The sequence below is a fragment of the Sphingomonas sp. GC_Shp_3 genome, assembly GCF_026540945.1.
Lineage (GTDB): Bacteria > Pseudomonadota > Alphaproteobacteria > Sphingomonadales > Sphingomonadaceae > Sphingomonas.
In genome coordinates, this window is the sequence record NZ_JALNUT010000003.1 from 49,007 (window position 1) to 69,650 (window position 20,644).

Sequence of the window (20,644 nt, forward strand, 5' to 3'; positions counted from 1 at the left end):
ACCCTGTCAGGTGGCGCTTGCTGCTAGCGCCCTCTCGCGAAGGCGGGTTGTTGCGGCGGCGTGGATGCCGGGTGCGGCAGCAAGGATGCCAAACGCTTCGGCCCGCGCGGTGTTGAAGGCAAGCGGACCGCCCAGCGCGTCGGTAACGACGGCGCCCGCCTCAGTCGCGATCAGCGCGGCGGCAGCAATGTCCCACTCGTGGCCCCAGCGGGCGGTGGCGACAAGATCGGCTTCGTCCGCTGCAACCATCGCAATCCGGAGAGCGATCGAATTCGGCTTCTCAACGATAACAAGATCGCGGTCGGCCTTGGGCAATGCGTCGGTCGGCACACGCGCACCGGCGATATCCAGGCGGGCGCTCGCGCGTAGCGGTACACCGTTGCGCGTTGCCCCTTCGCCGCGCACAGCACGCCACACTTCGCTACGGGCAGGTGCGTCGAGCACGCCCACCACCGGTATACCGCCGTCAACCAACGCTACCGAGACGGCCCAGCCGGCCCGACCGCGCAGATAATCGCGGGTGCCATCGATCGGATCGACCACCCATAGACGCTGGCATGACAATCGCGCGCCACTGTCTGCGGTCTCCTCGGACAACCAGCCCGCTACCGGATCGAGTTGGGAGAGGCGGGCATGGAGCAACGCATCCACTTCAAGATCTACGTCGCTTACCGGATCGCCGGGTGATTTCTCCCACCGCCCGAAATCCGTCTTCCAGCGCGCCATCGCCAGCGCGCCAGCCTCAGCCGCGATCGCGGCGATGGCGTCGGCAAGCGATTCAGCCACTCGCGACCGTCATCCCGTCAATGCGGATCGTCGGCACGTTGGTGGCATATCGGAATTCAAGATCGTTGGCAGGGGTAAGTTCCCGGTACATGTCCTTGAGATTGCCCGCGATCGTCAATTCCGCGACGGGCGTGGCAATCTCGCCATTCTCGATCAGGAAACCGGCGGCGCCACGGCTGTAATCACCCGTCACGCCGTTCACCCCCATGCCGATCAGCTCAGTTACGTAGATGCCGCGGGTGATGCCGCCGAGCAGCGCCTGCACCGACTGATGCCCCGCCGCCATGTGCAGATTGCTGGTCGAGACGCCCGGCGCACCGCCGATACCGCGCGCGGCATGGCCGGTCGGCTCCAACCCGAGTTGGCGTGCCGAGGCGCTATCGAGCAGCCAGGTTTCGAGAATGCCGTCCTGCACGATCGCCATCGGTGATACCGGCAGCCCCTCACCGTCGAACGGCCGCGAGCGGAGCCCGCGCGGGCGGTGCGGATCGTCCGCGATCTCTACGCCCGGCGCGAACACCGCGCTGCCGAGCGCGTCGAGCAGGAAACTGGTTCGCCGCGTGATCGCCTGCCCGCTGATCGCGCCCAGGAAATGGCCGAGCAGGCTCGAACCGACCCGTGGATCGAACAGGACCGGCATCGCGCCGCTCTCGATCCTACCTGGATTGGCGCGCGCGACCGCGCGCTCACCGGCGCGGACGCCGATCGCTTCGGCGCTTTCGAGATCGCGGCGCCGGCGCGTCGAGTGATACGCGTAGTCGCGCACCATCTCCCCGCCGACTCCCGCCAGCACGCTTGCCGACAGGCCGTAGCTGGTCGTGGCATAGGACGCCGCGAAGCCGTGGCTGGTGGCGAGCGCCCAGATCGACCGCGACGCGCTGGCCGAGCCGCCTTCGCTATTGGTGACGCCGGCAACTCCGCGCGCGGCATCTTCCGCGGCGAGTGCGGCTTCGCGGAGCGACTCCGGCGACGCCTCGCCGCCATCGTCGAGATCGAGCTGCGGCGGCGCGCCGTGCATCAGACGCTCCTCCGGAGCAAGGCCGGCCCAGGCGTCCTCAGGCGCCTCGCGTGCCATCGCGACGGCACGCTCGACCAGCGCGGCGATCGAAACATCGGTAAAATCGGATGTGGAGACGCTGGCCGAGCGCTTGCCGGCAAAAACCCGAAGGCCGAGTTCCGCGCTTTCGCTGCGGCCAACGTCCTCAAGGGCGCCGAGCCGAACCGAGACGTCCAGTGCGGTGTCGGAAGCGAAAACGGCGTCGGCGGCGTCGGCGCCGGCGGCTTTCGCGCGGTCTACGATGGCGGCGGCGCGGTCTCGCGCCTGATCGGTGGTCAACATAGGGACGACTTAGGTGCGGTGGTGCCGAAGGTCAAAGCGTCGCGACGGTGCCGACGACAAAACACGCGCAGAACACCAGCAGCCCCGCGAACCGGTTGGAGCGGAACCGGGCGAGCGCACCCGCACCGTCGTCGGGCGATAGCGTGCCGACCTGCCAGGCAAAGTGCATGGCCACAGGCAAAAGGGTTGCGATCGCAAGCGGATCGGGGCGAACCAGCCACAGCGCGACACTCCACAGCAGCAAGGCAGCGATATAAAACAGGGAGACGCCGAACCGCACCCGCTTACCCATGCGAAGTGCTGAGGATCGTACGCCGATGAGCGCATCGTCTTCGCGATCCTGTAGTGCGTAGATCGTATCGTAGCCGATTACCCAGCAGATCGCGCCCGCATAAAGCAGCAATCCAGGCGCGGTGAGGCGGCCAGCGATCTCGCTCCAACCAACCAGGCAGGCCCAAGAGAACACCATGCCGAGCCACGCCTGCGGCCACCAGGTAATGCGTTTCATGAACGGATATCCGGCCACCAGCGCAAGGCTAAGCAAGGCTACGATCTTCGCGTAGAGGCCAAGTTGCAGCCAAACCACCAGCCCGATCAGGCAAAGTGCGATCAGCCACAGCCAAGCGGCCCGTAAACTGACCGCGCCGCTCGCCAGCGGGCGGCTGCGGGTGCGCGCGACCTGCCGATCGAGATCGCGATCGACGATGTCGTTATAGACACACCCGGCGCCACGCATGACGACGCTGCCGAGCAGCAGCCACAGGATCAGATCCCAGCGCCGCACCGCACCACCGGCGAGCGCGACGCCCCAGGCACCTGGCCAGAACAACAGCCACCAGCCGATCGGACGGTCGAACCGGGCGAGCAGCGCGAACGGGCGCGCGGCGGCGGGGAGGATGCCGACAAAGCCGCGATGTTCGGTGTCGGGGGTGAGTTGCGCCTCAGTCATGCCCTTTTCCATTGGCCCTCCCTCGGCACGAAGAGGCTACGGATAACGGCACACAGCGCCAATTTGCTCCTCCCCGTGACCGGGCCTCGGCGATTGCCGGGGAAAGACGCAGGTTGGACACGTTCACGCCGCCTCGCTGAACTGGAGGCTGGCGAGCCGCGCATAGAGGCCACCGGCGGCGATCAGTTCGGCGTGGCTGCCGCTCTCGACGATGCGGCCTTCGTTCATCACGATGATGCGCTGCGCCGCGCGGACCGTCGCCAGTCGGTGTGCGATCACCAAGGTGGTGCGGTTCGCCATCAGCCGTTCGAGCGCCTGTTGCACCAATTGCTCGCTCTCGGCGTCCAGCGCACTGGTCGCCTCGTCGAGCAGCAGGATCGGCGCATCGCGCAGCAGCGCGCGCGCGATCGCGACGCGCTGGCGCTGACCGCCGGACAGCCGCGCGCCGCCTTCGCCGAGGAAGGTGTCGAGCCCGTCGGGCAGCTTGCGTAGGAACTCGGCTGCGTTGGCGGCCTCGCACGCCGCCCAGACCTGATCGTCGCTCGCGTCCCAGCGGCCGTAGCGCAGGTTATCGCGCGCCGACGCGCCGAAGATCACCGTATCCTGCGGCACCATCGCGATGCGGCGGCGGATTTCCTCGGGGTCGGCGTCCGGCAATGCCACGCCGTCGATCCGCACTTCGCCCGCGTCGGGATCGTAGAAGCGCTGGAGCAACTGGAACAGGGTCGACTTGCCCGCGCCGGACGGACCGACGATCGCCACCGTCTCGCCGGGGGCGACGCTCAGCGTAAAGTCGTGCAGCGCCGCCACGTCGCGCCGCGTGGGGTAGCGGAACTCGACATGTGAAAACGCAACCGTGCCGCGCGCCGGCTCGGGCAATACGGTCGGTGCAGGCGGCGCGGCGATGGTCGGCCGTTCGGCGAGCAGTTCGGACAAGCGCCCGGCCGCACCCGATGCACGTAACAGATCGCCATAGACTTCGGTGAGCGAGCCGAACGAGCCGGTTACGATACCCGCCGTCAGCACGAACGCGGCGAGCGCCCCGCTCGACAGGCGCCCGGACGCGACGTCGTTGACGGTATCCCACATCAGCAGCGTCACCGCGCCGAACAGCAGCCCCATTACCAGCGCGGTCATGATCGCGCGCAGGCGGAAGCGGCGTTCCGCCGATTTGAAGCTGTCGTCCACCGTCTGACGGAAGCGGTCGCCCTCGCGCGCCTGCTGGCCGAACGCCTGTACGATCTTCATCGCGCCCAGCGTCTCGACCGCGACCGCGCCGATTTCCGCCACCCGGTCCTGGCTGGATCGCGAATATTGCCGCACCCGCCGCCCGAGCAGGAAGATCGGCGTGATGATGATCGGGATGCCGATGATGAGCGACAGCGCGAGCTTGGGCGCGAGTGCGAACAGGTAGAGGATGCCGCCCGTGCCGATCACCAGACTGCGCAGCGCGACCGAGATGGTGCTGCCCACCGCATTCTCGATCTGCGCGGTGTCCGAGGTCAACCGCGAGGCGATTTCGGACGGGCGGTTTTCCTCGAACCATGCCGGCGACAGCGTGAGCAGGTTGCGATGCACCGCCACGCGGATGTCGGCGACGGTGCGCTCGCCCAGCCACGATACGCAGTAGAACCGCGTCGCGGTCGCCACCGCCAGCACCAGCACGACGATGATGAGGTGATGGAAATAGGGCGCGACCGCCGTGGTCGAAGCGTGCTGTGCGAAACCATTGTCGACGATCTGCTTGAACGTCGCCGGAAAGAACAACGTCGCCCCGGCCGCCGCGACCAACGCCACCAGCGCGAGCGCGATCTGTAAGGGGTAGCGCGTGGCATGGTGCCAGACCATGCCGAGATTGCGCAATTTGCGGGAACCGCGCGGCTCCACCGGATCCATGTCTGCCATCGCGGCCGATTAGCAGGGGACCCGCGCGCACGCCACCGCAGATGGATCGATTGGCTCGATCAGCGCGATCAAAAATGAGTTTGCACCCTCCGCGTCCTCACGGATGTTATTGCAGTGCGGAATCATATAAGGGGCTCGCATGCTGTATAACGCCTATGAACTGCAACGCTCGTTTCTGGCCGGCGCAAGCGCGATGGCCGACTTTAGTGCGGAACTGCTCCAGAACCCGGCCAACCCGTTCGCCTATTTCGGTGGCGGGCCGGTGATCGCCTCCGCGCTTGAGGTATTCGCGCACGCCGCCGCCCCGCGCGGCAAGCCGCATTTCGGGCTGACCCACACGGTAATCGACGGCAAGCCCGTCGCCGTAACCGAGGAAATCGTGCTGCGCATGCCGTTCGGCCAGCTCAAGCGGTTCCGCCGCGAGGGGATCGAGGGCGGGCCGAAGCTGCTGATCGTCGCGCCGATGTCCGGCCATTTCGCCACGCTACTGCGCGGCACGGTGGAGCGGATGCTGCCGAGCGCGGACGTCTACATCACCGACTGGCGCGACGCCAAGCTCGCGCCGATGTCCGACGGCGCGTTCGGGTTCGAGGATTACGTTGATTACGTGATCGCGTTCCTGGAGGCGACCGGCCCGGGCACCAATGTGCTCGCAGTGTGCCAGCCATCGGTGCCGGTCTATGCCGCCGCCTGCGTGATGAGCGCGGACAACAACCCGTGCCGGCCGAAGACCATTGCGCTGATGGGCGGCCCGATCGACACGCGCGAGGCGCCGACCGCGGTCAACACGCTCGCCACCGAACGCCCGCATAGCTGGTTCGAGCAGAACGTCATCGTCAAGGTGCCGATCACCTATCCCGGCGCGGGGCGGAAGGTCTATCCGGGCTTCCTGCAACTTGCCGGTTTCATGTCGATGAACCTCGGCAACCACCTCGTCTCGCATTGGGAGATGTTCAAGCATCTCGTGCAGGGCGATGACGAGAGCGCGGATACGACCAAGGCGTTCTACGAGGAATATCGCTCGGTCTGCGACATGACGGCGGAGTTCTACCTCGAGACGATCGACCTCGTCTTCCAGAAGCACGCGCTGCCCAAAGGCGAGATGCTGCACCGGGGCCGCAAGGTCGATCCGGCGGCGATCACCGATATCGGCATCCTCGCAATCGAGGGCGTGCGCGACGATATCTCCGGGCTTGGCCAGACCAAGGCGGCGCTCGATATCGCCACCGCACTGTCGGACGACAAGAAGCGTTATTTCCGGGTAGATGCCGGGCATTACGGCATCTTCAACGGCAGCAAGTGGCGCAATCAGGTTGCGCCGGTGCTGGAGCAGTGGATGGCCGCGAACGCCTGATCTTGGGTGGCCGTTTGGCGGGACAAGAGAAAGGCCGGATCGTCACGGGACGATCCGGCCTTTTCTATTCTGCCGTTCCGGCGCAGGCCGGGGCCTTAGCTACGAACGGTACGTAAGCTGGCGTTGCGCGCAGTAACTGCGGCCTTCCCAACTGGAACCCCGGCCTGCACCGGAGAACCACTCGGAAATTCCGTTCAGGCGGCAGTCGTTTCGACGAAGGCGTGGCTGCCGTCCTCGTCGCTCTTGATCTTGCCGCCGAACAGCATCTTGAGCCGGCCGGAGATCGACATGTCGGTCTCCCACAGTTCGGCGCTCGAAATATCGAGGCGCAGCAGCGTGAGGTTCGGGTCATCCTTGCCGCCGGGGAACCAGGCCGAGACCTGCTCATTCCACAGCTTGTCGATCATCGCGCGATCATTGTCGACGCGAACGTCGCCGGCGAGGCAGGCGAAGAAATCATGCCCCTTCGAAACGAACTGCGCCATCGCCTTGCCACCAGCGGCGAGGCGGTTGTCCTTGCCTGCGAAAAAGAACAGGGTGTCGACCTGATCCTTGTCGAGCTGCGCTGTCATCGGCTCGCTATGCCCGCCATCGACCAACCCAACCATCAGGTACGGGCTGGCCGCCATCTTGTCCCACATGTCCTGCTTGATTTCGTGCGTGTCGGCCATTGTCATTCTCCTCGGATTTCGGCTGACCAACGACACAAAGCCCGCTTGGTTGCGCAAGCGTGCCAAAGCCGCAGGCGACACACCGCCTGCGGTCCCATTTGATCAGGCGATGGTCGGCACCATGCCGCCCTCGACACGGATCGCAGCACCGTTGGTGACGGCGGCTAGCGGGCTGGCGAGGAACGCGGTCATCGCCGCGACCTCCTCCGCGTCGATCAAGCGGCGGATCAGCGAAAGCGGCCGCATCTTTTCGAAGAACTCCGCCTCGCGCTCGGCCTCGGGCGCGTCCTTGTTGGAGACGGTCGAGCGGATGAACTCGACGATCCCTTCCGAACGGGTCGGCCCGGGCTGCACGGTGTTGACGGTCACGTTGGTGCCGCGCGTCTGCTCGGCGAGGCCGCGCGAGATGGCGAGCTGCGCGGTTTTGGTCATGCCGTAATGAACCATCTCCGCCGGGATCAACTGCGCGCTTTCACTGGCGATGAAGATGACTCGGCCCCAGTCCCGCTCCAGCATGCCGGGGAAATAATGGCGAGACAGGCGGATGCCGCTCATCACGTTGATCTCGAAGAAGCGGAACCAGTCGGCATCGGTGATGTCGCTGAAAGGCTTGGCTTCGTAGATGCCGAGGTTGTTGACGAGGATATCGATCTGCGGGACCGCCGCGATGAGCGTCTCGCAACCCTCCGCCGTGCCCGGATCGGCGAGCACCGCGCGCACCCGGCCGTGCGTGCCGACCTTGTCCGCGGCAGCGTCGAGCTTATCCTGCGTGCGGCCGGTGATCGTCACGTCGGCACCCTCGGCCGCAAGCCGCTCGGCGATGGCGAGGCCGATGCCGGCGGTCGAGCCGGTGACGAGGGCGGTCTTGCCTTTGAGTTGCAGGTCCATGCGCGTGCTCCTTGATAGTCCGAACACTGCATATGGGGCGCCGCACGCCGGTTGGGAGGGCGTGCGGCCTTGCACCTGCGCGCTTTCCCGCTATGAGGGCGGCACTCACATGGACCCGGTGCAAATCCGGGTGGCTATTCCGGCCGCCGATCCGCCGGACCACGCACACAGATGACAGCGCCCCGCCTTTTTCGCCGGCCGGTCTGTGCCCGTATTGGTTTTTCCGATGACATATTCTTTCTCTCGCCTGCGTCGCGAATGGTTCGCCGACGCCACCGAAGCACGGCGCGACGTGCTTGCCGGTATCGTCGTTGCGCTGGCGCTGATCCCGGAGGCGATCGGCTTCTCGATCATCTCCGGCGTCGATCCGCGCGTCGGCCTCTACGCCTCGGTCGCGATCGCGATGGTGACGGCGATCGTCGGCGGGCGGCCGGCGATGATCTCCGCCGCGACCGCTGCGGTGGCGGTGGTGGTGACGCCGCTGGTGCACCAGTACGGCCTGCAATATCTGCTCGCCGCGACGATCCTGATGGGGGTGTTCCAGATGATCGCCGGCGCGCTCAGGCTCGATCTGCTGATGCAGTTCGTGTCGCGCTCGGTCATCACCGGCTTCGTCAACGCGCTCGCCATCCTGATCTTCATGGCGCAACTGCCGCAGTTCATGGGGGTGAGCTGGCATACCTATGCAATGGTCGCGGGCGGCCTCGCAATCATCTACCTGTTTCCGCGCATCACCACGGCGGTGCCCTCCCCACTGGTCGCGATCCTCGTACTGGCGGGGGTGAGCATCTGGTTCGGCCTGCCGGTGCGCACCGTGTCAGACATGGGCCGGCTGCCCGAAGGGTTGCCGAGCCTCGTCTGGCCGCAGGTGCCGCTGACGTTGGAGACGCTGCGTATCATCCTGCCGTACGCGCTGACGATGGCGGCGGTCGGCCTGCTCGAATCGATGATGACCGCGCAGATCGTCGACGACATGACCGACACCGAGAGCGACAAGCGCCGCGAGTGCGTCGGCCAGGGCACCGCCAACATCGCCGCCGCGCTGGTAGGCGGGATGGGCGGCTGCGCGATGATCGGCCAGTCGGTCATCAACGTCACCTCGGGCGGGCGCAAGCGGCTGTCGACCTTTACCGCGGGCGCGTTCCTGCTGTTCCTGCTCGCGGTGCTGGGGCCGTGGGTCGGGCGGATCCCGATGCCGGCTTTGGTGGCGGTGATGGTGATGGTGTCGATCGGCACCTTCTCGTGGAACTCGATTGGCAACCTGCGCCGGCATCCGCCGACCTCCTCGGTGGTGATGCTGGCGACGGTGGTGACGGTGGTGGCGACGCATGACCTTGCGCGCGGCGTGCTGGTCGGCGTGCTGCTGTCGGGCATCTTCTTCGCCGGCAAGGTGCGGCGGATGTTCGCGGTCGAGCGGAGCGGCGACGACGCGACCGCAACCTACCGGGTGACCGGGCAGATCTTCTTCGCCTCGGTCGATCGCTTTACGCGCGCGTTCGGCGGCGACGAGCCGGCGCGGGCGGTGACGATCGATGTGACGGCCGCGCACTTCTGGGACATTTCCGCGGTCGGCGCGCTAGACAAAGTGGTGGCGCGGCTGCGGCAGGGCGGACGTGTCGTGGCGGTGATCGGCTACAATACCGCCAGCGCCGATCTGGTCGATCGCTTCGCGCTGCATGACAAGACCGGTGTCGAACTGGGCGTGGTGCCGCATTAACGCTTGCTCCCCCCGCCCCCTTTCCGCCATTCGCTGCCCATGACTTTCCGTGTGGACATGGGGACCGACGCAAACGGCGGCACGGTGACGATCGACCTTGAGGAACTGCTCGCCACCCGGCTGCTGGTGCAGGGCAATTCTGGGTCGGGCAAATCGTACCTGTTGCGCCGTCTGCTCGAAGGCAGCGCGCGCGAGGTGCAGCAGATCATCATCGATCCCGAGGGCGATTTCGTCACGCTCGCCGGGCCGTACGGCCATGTCGCGATCGAGGCGGTGGATTATTCTCTGCCCGAGATCACCCGCTTCGCCGCGCGCGCGCGCGAGCATCGCTCGTCGGTGGTGCTGAGCCTCGAGGGGCTGGAGATGGAGGGGCAGATGCGCTGCGCCGCCGCCTTCCTGATGGGGCTGTTCGATGCGCCGCGCGAACATTGGTATCCGGCGCTGGTGGTGATCGACGAAGCGCAGATCTTCGCGCCCGCCGCCGGTGCCGAAGTGATCGAGGAGGTGCGCCGCGCCTCATTGTCGGCGATGGCGAACCTGATGTCGCGCGGGCGCAAGCGTGGTCTCGCCGGCATCATCGCCACGCAGCGACTCGCCAAATTGTCCAAGAACGTCGCGGCGGAAGCGTCGAACTTCCTGATGGGGCGGACCTTCCTCGATATCGACATGGCGCGCGCCGCCGACCTGCTCGGCATGGAGCGGCGGCAGGCGGAGCAGATCCGCGATCTCACACGCGGCACGTTTCTGGGGCTGGGCCCGGCGATCGCGCGGCGGCCGATCATGGTGAAGATCGGGCAAGTCGTCACCTCCGCGCGCAGCGGCAGCCCGGTGCTAACCCCGCTGCCGCAATCGCAGACCACCGACATGCGCGAGCTGCTGATGACCGAGGTGGAGGTCGATGAGCCGACGTTGTTCATGCACGCCGCCGCCAACCCGCCGCCGCCGCGCGTGCCCGGCTCCGCAGATCTGATGGACAGCGTGATCGCGCGGCCGGAGCCGGTGCGTGCCGAGCCGGAACCGGCGCTTGAGCCGGAGGCGCTCGAGGCGATCATCATCGATGTGCTGCGGGCGATCGCCGAAGACCCCGAATCGGCGGGGCGGACCTCTGCGGTGTTGTATCAGGATTTTCAGGTGCGGTGCCGGATGGTCGGGGTGCGGCGCGCGCCGCTCGATCCGTCCGCGTTCGCACGGCGGCTGGCGGCGGCGCGGGCAGGCATTTTCGAGGGGCTCGACACCGAATGGGCGCCCGCGCTGGCGATGGCGGCGACACTGCCCGACGATATGCTCGGCGCGTTCCTACTGGTGGCGCGGGCGGCGCGCGACGGCATCCCCTGCCCGACGGACGAGGATATCGCGCGGATCTACGGCACCAGTTCGCTCGGCCGCGCGCGGCGGGTGATGAGCTATATCGAGGGGCGCAACATCTTCGTGACGCGGGTCGATCTGTCCGGGCGACGCTCGATCACTATCCCCGGCCTCGGCTGGACGACCGAGTCTACCGAGGCCTGAGCGTCAGACCGCCCAAGCGGCGACGTCATCCTCCTGCCCGATCAGCGCGAGGCCGCTCGCGATCGAGGTGAGCTCGCCGCCCGATGCGATGCGGTCCTCCCCAAACCGCTGCGTGAACAGCGCGCGCACCGCCGGGATCAGCGAGGTGCCGCCGGTCAGGAACACGCGGTCGATGCCGGCCTCATCCACACTGGCTTGCGACAGCGCGCGGTCCACCGTCGCCGCCATTCGCGCGAGATCGTCGGCGATCCAGCCCTCGAACTGCGCGCGGGTGACGGTCGCGTCAATCTTGACGCCCTCGCCATTGAAGTGAAATTCGGCTTCGTCCGCGCCCGACAGCGCGCGCTTCAACCGGCCGACCGCGTCGTATAGGCGATAACCCTGCTCCTCCTCGATGATCGCGATCATCCGGCCGATCGCCTCCGGGTCGAGCGCGTTCTTCTGCAGCTTGTGCAGTTCCTCCAGCGTGCGGCGGTTGCGCATCAACGCGAGCCGCGACCAATCGTTGAAGTCGGCGAAATAGCCGCGCGGGATTTCAAGCTGCTTGTCGAACGATCGGTACAGCCCGCCGTAGCCGAGGATCGGCAGCACCAGCTTGTCGACGATGCGCGAATCGAACTGGTCCCCGGCGATGCCGATGCCGGCGTGGCCAAGCGGCGTGCAGCGTTTCGGCGCGCCCGGCGGCGCCACCCGCACCACCGAGAAATCGCTGGTGCCGCCGCCGAAATCCGCCACCAGGATCGTCGCGGCATCCTCGACCCGTGCGGCATATGTGAACGCCGCGCCGAGCGGTTCGTAGACGTAGTGGATCTCCGCGCCGAACCCCGCGAACATCGCGTCATAGCGTTGCCGGGCCAGCGCCTCGTCCGGGCGTCCGCCGGCGTAATGCACCGGACGGCCGACCACCACGCGCTGCGGCGGTTTGGCAAGCGCACCGCCAGTGTGGCTGGCGAGCTTGGCAAGGAACAGCCGGCCTAGTTCCTCGAACCGCATACGCTTGTCGAAGATCGAGGCGTGTTCGAACGTCGCCGATGCCGCGACCGATTTGAACGATTGCAGGAACCGGCTGCCTTGCGGAAATTCGAGATATTCCGCAATCGCCCACGGCCCCGCTTCGCAGGCAAGGCCGCGTCCGCTGTCATCCTCGTAGAAACACAGCGCCGAGCGGAACACCGCGCTGGTCTCGCCCGGCGCGGCGAAGTCGATCAGGTGCGGCTGCCCATCCGCGCCGACGCGCGCGACGACGCTGTTGGTGGTGCCGAAATCGAGGCCGATCGCATCGTGCATGGAGTTCCTCGTCGTCGGGGCCGGCGGGCGGGCTAAGCCGGTTGGCGCGCGAAACGCAAGGGTGTTACAGACGGACATGGCCGAGATCATCAACCTTCGCACCGCGCGCAAGGCGAAAGCGCGCGCAGGCACCGCCGCCACCGCCGCGCAGAACCGCGCGCTGCATGGCCGTACGCCGGCGCAAAAGGCAGCGGATCATGCCGAGGCGGAGCGGCGCGAGCGCACACTCGACGGCGCGCGGCGCGAGGAATGAAGCTCGACGATCTGTTCTTGCGCTATTTCGGCACCGACGATCTGGACGCGGTGTCTCCGGCGGTGTTGCAAGCGGGCGCGGAGCGGCTGCGTGTCGAGTTCGGACTGGAGCGCGATCGCGGACGGCGGTTCGGCATGTGGGCGCTGATGCAGATGCTCGGCGTCGCGCCCGATCTCGACGTGGCGTTCAAGAATGCGGCGGACCGGGACGCGGCGCGCACGCTGATGGAGATGCAGGAGCGGGCGGAGGAATAACACAGATCCGTTCGTGCCAAGCGACGGGCCTTGCACGTTGCGCGAGGGGTTTCGGCTTCGCTCGTACGAACGGCTTGGTTTACGCCATCTCCAGGATCACCGCGTCGACCGCGAGGCTGTCGCCCGGTGACGCGCTGACCGTCTTCACCACGCCTGCCTTCTCGGCGCGCAGGATGTTCTCCATCTTCATCGCCTCGACCACGGCGAGCGGCTGGCCCGCCTCGACCTTGTCGCCCTCGCCCACATACAGCTTCTGGAGCAGCCCGGGCATCGGGCAGAGCAGGAACTTCGAGAGATCCGGCGGCACCTTCACCAGCAGGTGCTCGGCATAAGGCGCGACATGCGCGGGCAGCACGCGCGCGATGTGGATGGCGCCACGCGCGTTAAGGCGGAAGCCGGTGCGCGTGCGGGCGATCTTCACGAACAACGGCGTGTCGTCGATCTCCGCGTCGATCACGCGGTCGCCCGGTGTATATTCCATCGCGATGTCGACGTCGGCACCGTCGACGGTGATGTTGTCTTCCGACAACGACACGGCATGGTCCGCGCCCGCGATCCGCACCACCCAATCGGCGGGCGGATCGAGCCGGCGGCCGAGTTGGCCGTCGGTACGGCGCGCGCGGTCCGCCTCCGCCGTCGCTGCGAACGCCGCCACCGCCGCCAGTTGGGCGAGCAGTTCGGGTGCGGCGGGTGCGCCGGTGAAGCCGTCCGGATATTCCTCGGCGATGAAGCCCGTCGTGATGTTGCCGCTGCGGAAGCGATCGTGCTGCATCAGCGCCGACAGGAAATCGAGATTGTTGCCCGGCCCGGAGATTTCGAACCGATCGAGCGCGGCGATCTGCAGGTCGATCGCCTCGATCCGCGTATCGGCGTGGGTGATGAGCTTGGCGATCATCGGATCGTAGAACATGCTGACCTCGCCGCCCTCGCGCACGCCGTCGTCGACGCGGACATAAGGAGCACCGGTCGCAACCCAGCCATAGTCCGGGCGTTCGTCCTCGGGCGGATCGTAATGCACCAGCCGCCCGATCGAGGGCAGGAAGCCGCGATACGGGTCCTCGGCGTAGACGCGGTTCTCGATCGCCCATCCGGTCAGCGTCACCTCGGCCTGCGTAAACGGCAACGCCTCACCGGCGGCGACGCGGATCATCAGTTCGACCAGATCGAGCCCGGTCACCGCCTCGGTAACGGGGTGTTCGACCTGAAGCCGGGTGTTCATCTCGAGGAAGTAGAAGCCCTGCCCCGTCGTATCCGCGCCCGACACGATCAGCTCGACCGTGCCCGCGCTATAATAACCGACCGCGCGGGCGAGCGCGACCGCCTGCTCGCCCATGCTCTTGCGCATCGCCGGGGTGACGAACGGCGATGGCGCTTCCTCTACCACCTTCTGGTGGCGGCGCTGGATCGAGCACTCCCGCTCGCCGAGATAGACGATGTTGCCGTGTTGATCGCCCATCACCTGGATTTCGATGTGGCGTGGACTTTCGATGAACTTCTCGATGAAGACGCGATCGTCGCCGAAGCTGGCGAGGCCTTCGCGCTTGGTCGCCTCGAAGCCTTCGCGCACGTCCTGCTCGCTATAGGCGAGGCGCATGCCCTTGCCGCCGCCGCCGGCCGACGCCTTCATCATCACCGGATAGCCGATCTCCCCGGCAATCCTCACCGCCTCGTCGGTATCGGCGATCTCGCCGAGGAAACCGGGCACGACGTTGACGCCTGCGGCCTTGGCGAGTTTCTTCGATTCGATCTTGTCGCCCATCGCGGCGATGGCTTTGGGTGGAGGGCCGACGAAGGCGATGCCGGCCTCGGCACAGGCGCGCGCGAAGCTCTCGCGTTCGGACAAGAAGCCGTAGCCGGGATGGATGCAATCCGCGCCGGTCTCGCGCGCGGCGAGCAGGATCAGTTCGGCCTTGAGATAGCTCTCCGCCGCCGGCGCCGGCCCGAGGCGCACCGCCTCGTCCGCCATCAGCACATGCGGCGCGCGGGCGTCCGCATCGGAATAGACCGCGACGGTGGCGATGCCCATCGCCTTGGCGGTGCGCATCACGCGGCAGGCGATCTCGCCACGATTGGCGACCAGAATTTTCTTGAACATCGTTCCTCGCCTATTCTTGTGTTTCGTGAGCGCCGCGTCTCATTCGCTCGCCATCAGCCCTTTGAGCTGCAGGCGCCGCGCGTTGGTCAGCGCGGTCTTGCACTGCGCGACGATGAGCGGCTGCCGCACATCACCGGCGTGCACCCCACCCTCGACCCGGCAGGCCGCAGCACGATACGTCCGCCACGCCTTCTGGCTGTCGAGCAACGCCGCCGCGTAGGCGAAGTGGCTGCGCGCGTGATCCTGCGCGTCTTTGCCGGCCATGAAGGCGTTGGTGATCTTCCACTGCCCGGCTAGCGCCGACTCGGCGTGCTCGAGTTGCTCCAGCGCCGCCTTGGTGAGCGGGCCGGGTGTCGGCGTCGCCTTAGGCGCAGGCGAGGCTTTGGGATGCGGCGTGGCCGTGGCGTGCGGCGCTGGCGTCGCGGCGGCGAGCAGCAGCGCGATCAGCATGGCAGACGCCGCGATCCAACCCGCATGCTCATTGTTCCGACGCCACGATCTGAAGCTGCCTGGTGCGCGCCTCGGTTACGCTGGCGAGGCAGTTCTGCACCGCCAGCGGCTGCATCGAGCCGCCCTGGTATTTGTCACCCTCCGCCTTGCACTCGGCGTCGCGGAACTTGAGCCAGGCACGCTGCGCAACGAGAACGGTCGCGGCATAGGCCGCCCCGCCGCGCTTGGCACGGGCATAGGCGACCTGCCACTGCCGGTTCATCGCCGCATCCGCGCGGGCGTGGCTCGCGCCGGCGCACTGGTTCATCGCGGTCTGCGTCATCGCGCTGGCGCACGGATCGGCGGTGAGGGCCAGCATCATCAGCAGCATCGCGCAGCGTCCGGTTTGCCGGCGCGGGCCGGCTCCTCGCCCTGCATCGCGGTCAGCCCGAGCTTTTCGAACAACACAGCATCCGCGCTGTCGCCGCGATTGCCGGTGGTGAGCAGCCGGTCGCCGGTGAAGATCGAGTTCGCGCCCGCCATGAAGCACAGCGCCTGCGTCGCTTCCGACATGCTTTCGCGCCCGGCGGAGAGGCGCACCATGCTCAGCGGCATGGTGATGCGCGCGACCGCGACGGTGCGGACGAACTCGATATCGTCGATCTTGGCGAGCGGCGTGTCGGCGAGCATGTCGCCGAGCACGGTGCCCTTCACCGGCACGAGTGCGTTGACCGGCACGCTCTCCGGATGACGCGGCAGCGTGGCGAGCGCGTGGACGAAGCCGACGCGGTCGCCGCGCGTCTCACCCATGCCGACGATACCGCCGCAGCACACGTTGATGCCCGCCTCGCGCACGTTTTCCAGCGTATCGAGCCGGTCTTGGAAGGTGCGCGTGGTGATGACTTCGCCATATTTCTCGGGCGAGGTGTCGATGTTGTGGTTGTAGTAATCCAGCCCCGCCTCGGCGAGCTGATCGGCCTGGGTCGGGGTCAGCATGCCGAGCGTCATACAGGTTTCCATCCCCATCTGGCGTACGCCGCGCACCATCTCGATGATAGCGGGCATGTCCTTGTCCTTGGGGTTGCGCCATGCGGCACCCATGCAGAACCGCTGCGAGCCGGCATCCTTCGCCTGTGCGGCGGATTGCAGGACGGAGCGAACGTCCATCAGCTTCGACGCCTTCAGCTCGGTCTCGGCGCTGGCGGACTGGTTGCAATAGCCGCAATCCTCCGGGCAGCCACCGGTCTTGATCGACAGGAGCGTGCAGAGCTGCACTTGCGAGGGCGCATGGTGCGCGCGATGGACGGTCTGCGCGCGGAACATTAGTTCGTCGAACGGCAGCGCGAACAGCTCGGCGATCTCCGCCCGCGTCCAGTCGGTACGCACGTCGCCAGGCCGTCCAGCGGGCGACGGGGCGGCATGCACGCCATCGTCATGGCTGTGGGCGGCTGCGTCGGCAGCGGCACCGGGGATGAGGTCCAAACTCATTACGCGACTTCCTCGACAGGGGGCATGTTATGACCCAGCAATTTCAACACCTCGCCGGCCGCGTCCACCAGATTCGTGCCGGGGCCGAAAATCCCCTGCACGCCGGCATCGCGCAACACCTGATAATCCTGCGCGGGGATCACGCCGCCGGCGATCACCTTTATGTCGGTGCGACCCGCCTCGCGCAGGTGGCCGATCAGCTCGGGGATCAGCGTCTTGTGCCCGGCGGCGAGGCTGGACGCGCCGACCACGTCCACGTCGGAGGCGATGGCGAGATCGGCCGCCTCCTTCGGCGTCTGGAACAGCGGCCCCGGTACCACCTCGAACCCCAGATCGCCGAATGCGGAGGAGACGAGGTTGGCGCCACGATCATGCCCGTCCTGCCCCATCTTGGCGACGAGCATGCGCGGCGCACGGCCCTTGGCGCGGCTAATGGAGCCGACACCGTCTTTCAGCCCCTGCCACTGGGCATCCTCCCCGTACGCGCCGCCGTAAACACCGGAGACCGGCGTCGGCTTGGTGTCGTAGCGGCCGAACACATCCTCCATCGCCTGGCTTATCTCGCCCAGCGTGGCGCGGGCACGGGCGCACTCGACCGCGAGTTCGAGCAAATTGGCACTTCCCCGCGCGCCCTCGCGCAGCGCATCGAGCGTCGCCTGACACGCCGCCGCGTCGCGCCCGGCCTTTACGCGCGCGATGCGGGCGATCTGCGCCTCGCGCACCGCCACGTTATCGACGTCGAGGATGTCAATCGGGTCTTCCTCCGCCAATTTGTATTTGTTGACGCCGACGATCACGTCCTCACCACGATCGACCCGCGCGGCGCGGCCGGCGCTCGCCTCCTCGATCATGCCCTTGGGCCAGCCCGCCGCGACCGCCTTGGCCATGCCGCCTTCGGCCTGCACGCGCTCGATGATCTCCCACGCGGCGTCGACCAGTTGCTGCGTCAGGCTTTCGACGTAATAACTGCCGCCGAGCGGATCGACCACTTTGGTCATCCCCGTCTCTTCCTGCAGCACGATCTGCGTGTTGCGGGCGATGCGCGCGGAGAAGTCGGTCGGCAGCGCGATCGCCTCGTCGAGCGCGTTGGTGTGGAGGCTCTGAGTGCCGCCCAGCATCGCCGCCATCGCCTCGATCGTGGTGCGCATGACGTTGTTGTAGGGGTCCTGCTCGGTGAGCGACACGCCCGAAGTCTGGCAGTGCGTGCGCAACATCTTGGAGCGTTCGTCCTGCGCGCCCAGTTGCGTCATCGCGCGGTGCCACAGCACGCGCGCGGCGCGCAGCTTGGCGATCTCCATGAAGAAGTTCATGCCGATCGCGAAGAAGAACGACAGCCGCCCGGCGAACTTGTCGATATCTAAACCGGAAGCGACGCCATATTTCACATATTCCATGCCGTCGGCGATGGTGAAGGCAAGCTCCTGCACCTGCGTCGCACCGGCTTCTTGCATGTGATAGCCGCTGATCGAGATGCTGTTGAACTTGGGCATCTCGCGGCTGGTGTAGCCGAAGATGTCCGAGATGATCCGCATGCTCGGCTCGGGCGGGTAGATATAGGTGTTGCGGACCATGAACTCCTTAAGGATGTCGTTCTGGATGGTCCCGTCGAGCAGGTGGCGCGCCACGCCCTGCTCCTCGCCGGCGACGATGAAGAAGGCGAGGATCGGGATCACAGCGCCGTTCATCGTCATCGAGACCGACATCTGATCGAGCGGAATGCCGTCGAACAGGATCTTCATGTCGTCGATCGTGTCGATCGCCACGCCGGCCTTGCCGACATCGCCGGTCACACGCGGATGGTCGCTGTCGTAGCCGCGGTGCGTGGCAAGATCGAACGCGACCGACAGACCCTTCTGCCCGGCCTTGAGGTTGCGGTGGTAAAAAGCGTTCGATGCCTCGGCGGTGGAGAAGCCGGCGTATTGGCGAATCGTCCACGGCCGCCCGGCATACATCGAGGCGCGCACGCCACGCGTGAACGGCGCAAAACCGGGCAGGCCGGGGTCGAGGTCTGCCACATCCTCGGCGGTGTAGAGCGGTTTGACCGCGATTCCCTCGGGCGTTGGCCAAGTGAGATCCTTGCCCTTCACCTCCTTGGCGGAAGCGGCAGACCATGCGTCCAGCGTCGGTTTATTGGTCACGGGCACACTCCGTTCGGTACGCACGGTCAAAGCGGAATATTGTCGTGCTTCTTCCACGGATTCTCCAGCGCCTTGCCGCGCAGCTTCCGCAGGCCCAGCGCGATCCGCCGCCGTGTCGAGTGCGGCTGGATCACCTCGTCGATGAAGCCCTTGCTCGCCGCGACGAACGGGTTGGCGAAGCGTGCCTCGTATTCCGCGGTCTTTTCGGCGATGCCTTCCGCGTTCAGGCCGCGGAAGATGATCTCGACCGCACCCTTCGCGCCCATCACCGCGATCTCGGCGGTCGGCCAGGCGTAGTTGAGGTCACCGCGCAAGTGCTTGGAACTCATCACGTCGTAGGCGCCGCCATAGGCTTTGCGCGTGATGACGGTGATCTTCGGCACGGTCGCCTCGGCATAGGCGAACAGCAGCTTGGCGCCGTGCTTGATGATGCCGGAATGCTCCTGCCCCACCCCTGGCAGGAAGCCCGGCACGTCGACGAACGTGACAATCGGAATCTCGAACGCGTCGCAGAACCGCACGAAACGCGCCGCCTTTTTGGACGAGTTGATGTCGAGGCACCCCGCCAGCACCATCGGCTGGTTGGCGACGATGCCGACCGTGCGCCCCTCGATCCGCCCGAAGCCGGTAAGGATGTTGCCCGCATGCGCCGGCTGCACCTCAAAGAAATCGCCCTCGTCCACGGTTTTGCGGATCAGCTCGTGCATGTCGTAGGGCTGGTTGGCGGACGCCGGGATCAGTGTGTCGAGGCTGTCCTCGATCCGGTCCCATGGGTCCGACGTGGGCCGCTCGGGCAGCGGCGACTGGTTCGACGCGGGCAGGAAGTCGATGAAGTCGCGCGCGGCCAGCAGCGTCTCGATATCGTCCTCCAGCGCGAGATCGGCGACCGAAGACTTTGTGGTGTGCGTGATCGCACCGCCAAGAGCCTCCTGCGTGACGACCTCGTTGGTGACGGTCTTCACCACGTCCGGCCCGGTGACGAACATATAGCTCGAATCCTTCACCATGAAGATAAAGTCGGTCATCGCCGGCGAATAGACCGCCCCGCCCGCGCATGGCCCCATGATGAGCGAAAGCTGCGGCACCACGCCCGACGCCAGCACGTTGCGCTGGAATACCTCGGCGTAACCGGCGAGGCTGGCGACGCCCTCCTGGATGCGCGCACCGCCCGAATCGTTGATGCCGATCACCGGCGCGCCGACCTTCATCGCCATGTCCATGATCTTGCAGATCTTGGTGGCGTGCCGCTCCGACAGCGAGCCGCCGAACACGGTGAAATCCTGCGAGAACACGAACACCAGCCGCCCATTGATCGTCCCCGATCCGGTGACGACGCCGTCGCCCGGCACGATCTGGTCCTGCATGCCGAAATCGGTGCAGTTATGTTCGACGAACATGTCGTATTCCTCGAACGATCCCTCGTCGAGCAGCACGTCGAGCCGCTCGCGCGCGGTCAGCTTGCCCTTGGCGTGCTGCGCGGCAATGCGCTTCTCGCCACCGCCGACCCGGGCGGCGGCGCGCTTGCGTTCGAGTTCGGTAATCGTCGACGACATCGTGCTCTCCTGCGGGCGCACCGCTCCGC

At 66.7% G+C, this 20,644-nt stretch carries 18 protein-coding genes and 1 other annotated feature; of the genes, 5 read left to right on the forward strand and 13 right to left on the reverse strand.

Translation table 11 applies throughout. The annotated features are described in order from the left end of the window. Positions 1–6: 6 nt before the first annotated feature. The 4 genes from OXR00_RS09225 to OXR00_RS09240 form a co-directional block, all read right to left on the reverse strand. On the reverse strand, positions 7–786 hold the full coding sequence (locus tag OXR00_RS09225; RefSeq protein WP_267387970.1) for an inositol monophosphatase family protein: 780 nt from the start codon (positions 784–786) through the stop codon (positions 7–9). Next, positions 779–2,125, reverse strand: a complete 1,347-nt coding sequence (locus OXR00_RS09230; protein ID WP_267387971.1) for a metallopeptidase TldD-related protein — start codon at positions 2,123–2,125, stop codon at positions 779–781. The genes OXR00_RS09225 and OXR00_RS09230 overlap by 8 nt, the downstream gene beginning before the upstream one ends. 31 nt (positions 2,126–2,156) lie before the next feature. Then, positions 2,157–3,074 carry a 4-hydroxybenzoate octaprenyltransferase gene (gene ubiA / locus OXR00_RS09235; RefSeq protein ID WP_267387972.1) on the reverse strand — a complete coding sequence of 306 codons (918 nt, stop codon included), beginning with the start codon at positions 3,072–3,074 and terminating at the stop codon, positions 2,157–2,159. A 123-nt stretch (positions 3,075–3,197) separates the two neighbouring features. Further along, the gene (locus OXR00_RS09240; RefSeq protein WP_267387973.1) at positions 3,198–4,979 is read right to left on the reverse strand and encodes an ABC transporter transmembrane domain-containing protein; all 1,782 of its coding nucleotides are present in this window, start codon (positions 4,977–4,979) and stop codon (positions 3,198–3,200) included. A 139-nt stretch (positions 4,980–5,118) separates the two neighbouring features. On the opposite strand from OXR00_RS09240, the gene phaZ reads away from it, so the two are divergent. Further along, entirely contained in the window at positions 5,119–6,333 is a 1,215-nt protein-coding gene (gene phaZ, locus OXR00_RS09245; protein ID WP_267387974.1) for a polyhydroxyalkanoate depolymerase, read from the forward strand. 194 nt (positions 6,334–6,527) lie between these two features. On the opposite strand, the gene OXR00_RS09250 is transcribed toward phaZ, so the two are convergent. Both OXR00_RS09250 and OXR00_RS09255 read right to left on the reverse strand, forming a co-directional pair. Further along, the gene (locus tag OXR00_RS09250; protein WP_267387975.1) at positions 6,528–7,004 is read right to left on the reverse strand and encodes a pyridoxamine 5'-phosphate oxidase family protein; all 477 of its coding nucleotides are present in this window, start codon (positions 7,002–7,004) and stop codon (positions 6,528–6,530) included. Positions 7,005–7,106: 102 nt separating this feature from the next. Beyond that, the gene (locus tag OXR00_RS09255) at positions 7,107–7,892 is read right to left on the reverse strand and encodes an SDR family oxidoreductase (protein WP_267387976.1); all 786 of its coding nucleotides are present in this window, start codon (positions 7,890–7,892) and stop codon (positions 7,107–7,109) included. Positions 7,893–8,000: 108 nt separating this feature from the next. Then, positions 8,001–8,056 (forward strand) — a sequence feature (sul1 is cis-regulatory element that is thought to sense ions involved in sulfur or methionine metabolism; They are found in Alphaproteobacteria). A 62-nt stretch (positions 8,057–8,118) separates the two neighbouring features. Between OXR00_RS09255 and OXR00_RS09260 the strand changes: the two genes are divergently transcribed. Further along, the gene (locus tag OXR00_RS09260; protein ID WP_267387977.1) at positions 8,119–9,609 is read left to right on the forward strand and encodes a SulP family inorganic anion transporter; all 1,491 of its coding nucleotides are present in this window, start codon (positions 8,119–8,121) and stop codon (positions 9,607–9,609) included. A 39-nt stretch (positions 9,610–9,648) separates the two neighbouring features. Further along, entirely contained in the window at positions 9,649–11,118 is a 1,470-nt protein-coding gene (locus OXR00_RS09265) for a DUF87 domain-containing protein (protein WP_267387978.1), read from the forward strand. A 3-nt stretch (positions 11,119–11,121) separates the two neighbouring features. Here OXR00_RS09265 and OXR00_RS09270 read toward each other — a convergent pair whose 3' ends face one another. After that, positions 11,122–12,405, reverse strand: a complete 1,284-nt coding sequence (locus OXR00_RS09270; protein ID WP_267387979.1) for an Hsp70 family protein — start codon at positions 12,403–12,405, stop codon at positions 11,122–11,124. Positions 12,406–12,481: 76 nt separating this feature from the next. On the opposite strand from OXR00_RS09270, the gene OXR00_RS09275 reads away from it, so the two are divergent. Beyond that, positions 12,482–12,658 (forward strand): DUF4169 family protein, encoded by a 177-nt coding sequence (locus OXR00_RS09275; protein ID WP_267387980.1) that lies wholly within the window; start codon positions 12,482–12,484, stop codon positions 12,656–12,658. Further along, positions 12,655–12,912, forward strand: a complete 258-nt coding sequence (locus OXR00_RS09280) for a hypothetical protein (protein WP_267387981.1) — start codon at positions 12,655–12,657, stop codon at positions 12,910–12,912. Before OXR00_RS09275 ends, OXR00_RS09280 begins: the two co-directional genes overlap by 4 nt. A 79-nt stretch (positions 12,913–12,991) precedes the next feature. On the opposite strand, the gene OXR00_RS09285 is transcribed toward OXR00_RS09280, so the two are convergent. The 6 genes from OXR00_RS09285 to OXR00_RS09310 form a co-directional block, all read right to left on the reverse strand. Further along, the gene (locus OXR00_RS09285; RefSeq protein ID WP_267387982.1) at positions 12,992–15,007 is read right to left on the reverse strand and encodes an acetyl/propionyl/methylcrotonyl-CoA carboxylase subunit alpha; all 2,016 of its coding nucleotides are present in this window, start codon (positions 15,005–15,007) and stop codon (positions 12,992–12,994) included. Between the two features lie 39 nt (positions 15,008–15,046). Beyond that, positions 15,047–15,457 carry a lysozyme inhibitor LprI family protein gene (locus OXR00_RS09290; protein WP_242149932.1) on the reverse strand — a complete coding sequence of 137 codons (411 nt, stop codon included), beginning with the start codon at positions 15,455–15,457 and terminating at the stop codon, positions 15,047–15,049. 28 nt (positions 15,458–15,485) lie between these two features. Beyond that, positions 15,486–15,818 carry a lysozyme inhibitor LprI family protein gene (locus tag OXR00_RS09295; RefSeq protein WP_267387983.1) on the reverse strand — a complete coding sequence of 111 codons (333 nt, stop codon included), beginning with the start codon at positions 15,816–15,818 and terminating at the stop codon, positions 15,486–15,488. Then, positions 15,818–16,822: a biotin synthase BioB gene (bioB, locus tag OXR00_RS09300; protein ID WP_267388192.1), complete on the reverse strand. Its 1,005-nt coding sequence runs from the start codon at positions 16,820–16,822 to the stop codon at positions 15,818–15,820. The genes OXR00_RS09295 and bioB overlap by 1 nt, the downstream gene beginning before the upstream one ends. 101 nt (positions 16,823–16,923) lie before the next feature. Further along, on the reverse strand, positions 16,924–19,062 hold the full coding sequence (gene scpA, locus OXR00_RS09305; RefSeq protein ID WP_267387984.1) for a methylmalonyl-CoA mutase: 2,139 nt from the start codon (positions 19,060–19,062) through the stop codon (positions 16,924–16,926). Positions 19,063–19,088: 26 nt separating this feature from the next. After that, the gene (locus OXR00_RS09310) at positions 19,089–20,615 is read right to left on the reverse strand and encodes an acyl-CoA carboxylase subunit beta (protein WP_267387985.1); all 1,527 of its coding nucleotides are present in this window, start codon (positions 20,613–20,615) and stop codon (positions 19,089–19,091) included. Positions 20,616–20,644: the final 29 nt, after the last annotated feature.

Bases quoted from the DNA above. Each gene is read 5' to 3' on its own strand.
- OXR00_RS09265 (WP_267387978.1), top strand. From the start codon at position 9,649: ATGACTTTCCGTGTGGACATGGGGACCGACGCAAACGGCGGCACGGTG.
- OXR00_RS09240 (WP_267387973.1), bottom strand. From the start codon at position 4,979: ATGGCAGACATGGATCCGGTGGAGCCGCGCGGTTCCCGCAAATTGCGC.
- OXR00_RS09270 (WP_267387979.1), bottom strand. From the start codon at position 12,405: ATGCACGATGCGATCGGCCTCGATTTCGGCACCACCAACAGCGTCGTC.
- OXR00_RS09280 (WP_267387981.1), top strand. From the start codon at position 12,655: ATGAAGCTCGACGATCTGTTCTTGCGCTATTTCGGCACCGACGATCTG.
- OXR00_RS09260 (WP_267387977.1), top strand. From the start codon at position 8,119: ATGACATATTCTTTCTCTCGCCTGCGTCGCGAATGGTTCGCCGACGCC.
- OXR00_RS09285 (WP_267387982.1), bottom strand. From the start codon at position 15,007: ATGTTCAAGAAAATTCTGGTCGCCAATCGTGGCGAGATCGCCTGCCGC.
- OXR00_RS09255 (WP_267387976.1), bottom strand. From the start codon at position 7,892: ATGGACCTGCAACTCAAAGGCAAGACCGCCCTCGTCACCGGCTCGACC.
- OXR00_RS09290 (WP_242149932.1), bottom strand. From the start codon at position 15,457: ATGCTGATCGCGCTGCTGCTCGCCGCCGCGACGCCAGCGCCGCACGCC.
- OXR00_RS09230 (WP_267387971.1), bottom strand. From the start codon at position 2,125: ATGTTGACCACCGATCAGGCGCGAGACCGCGCCGCCGCCATCGTAGAC.
- ubiA (WP_267387972.1), bottom strand. From the start codon at position 3,074: ATGACTGAGGCGCAACTCACCCCCGACACCGAACATCGCGGCTTTGTC.
- OXR00_RS09295 (WP_267387983.1), bottom strand. From the start codon at position 15,818: ATGATGCTGGCCCTCACCGCCGATCCGTGCGCCAGCGCGATGACGCAG.
- OXR00_RS09310 (WP_267387985.1), bottom strand. From the start codon at position 20,615: ATGTCGTCGACGATTACCGAACTCGAACGCAAGCGCGCCGCCGCCCGG.
- OXR00_RS09275 (WP_267387980.1), top strand. From the start codon at position 12,482: ATGGCCGAGATCATCAACCTTCGCACCGCGCGCAAGGCGAAAGCGCGC.
- OXR00_RS09250 (WP_267387975.1), bottom strand. From the start codon at position 7,004: ATGGCCGACACGCACGAAATCAAGCAGGACATGTGGGACAAGATGGCG.
- phaZ (WP_267387974.1), top strand. From the start codon at position 5,119: ATGCTGTATAACGCCTATGAACTGCAACGCTCGTTTCTGGCCGGCGCA.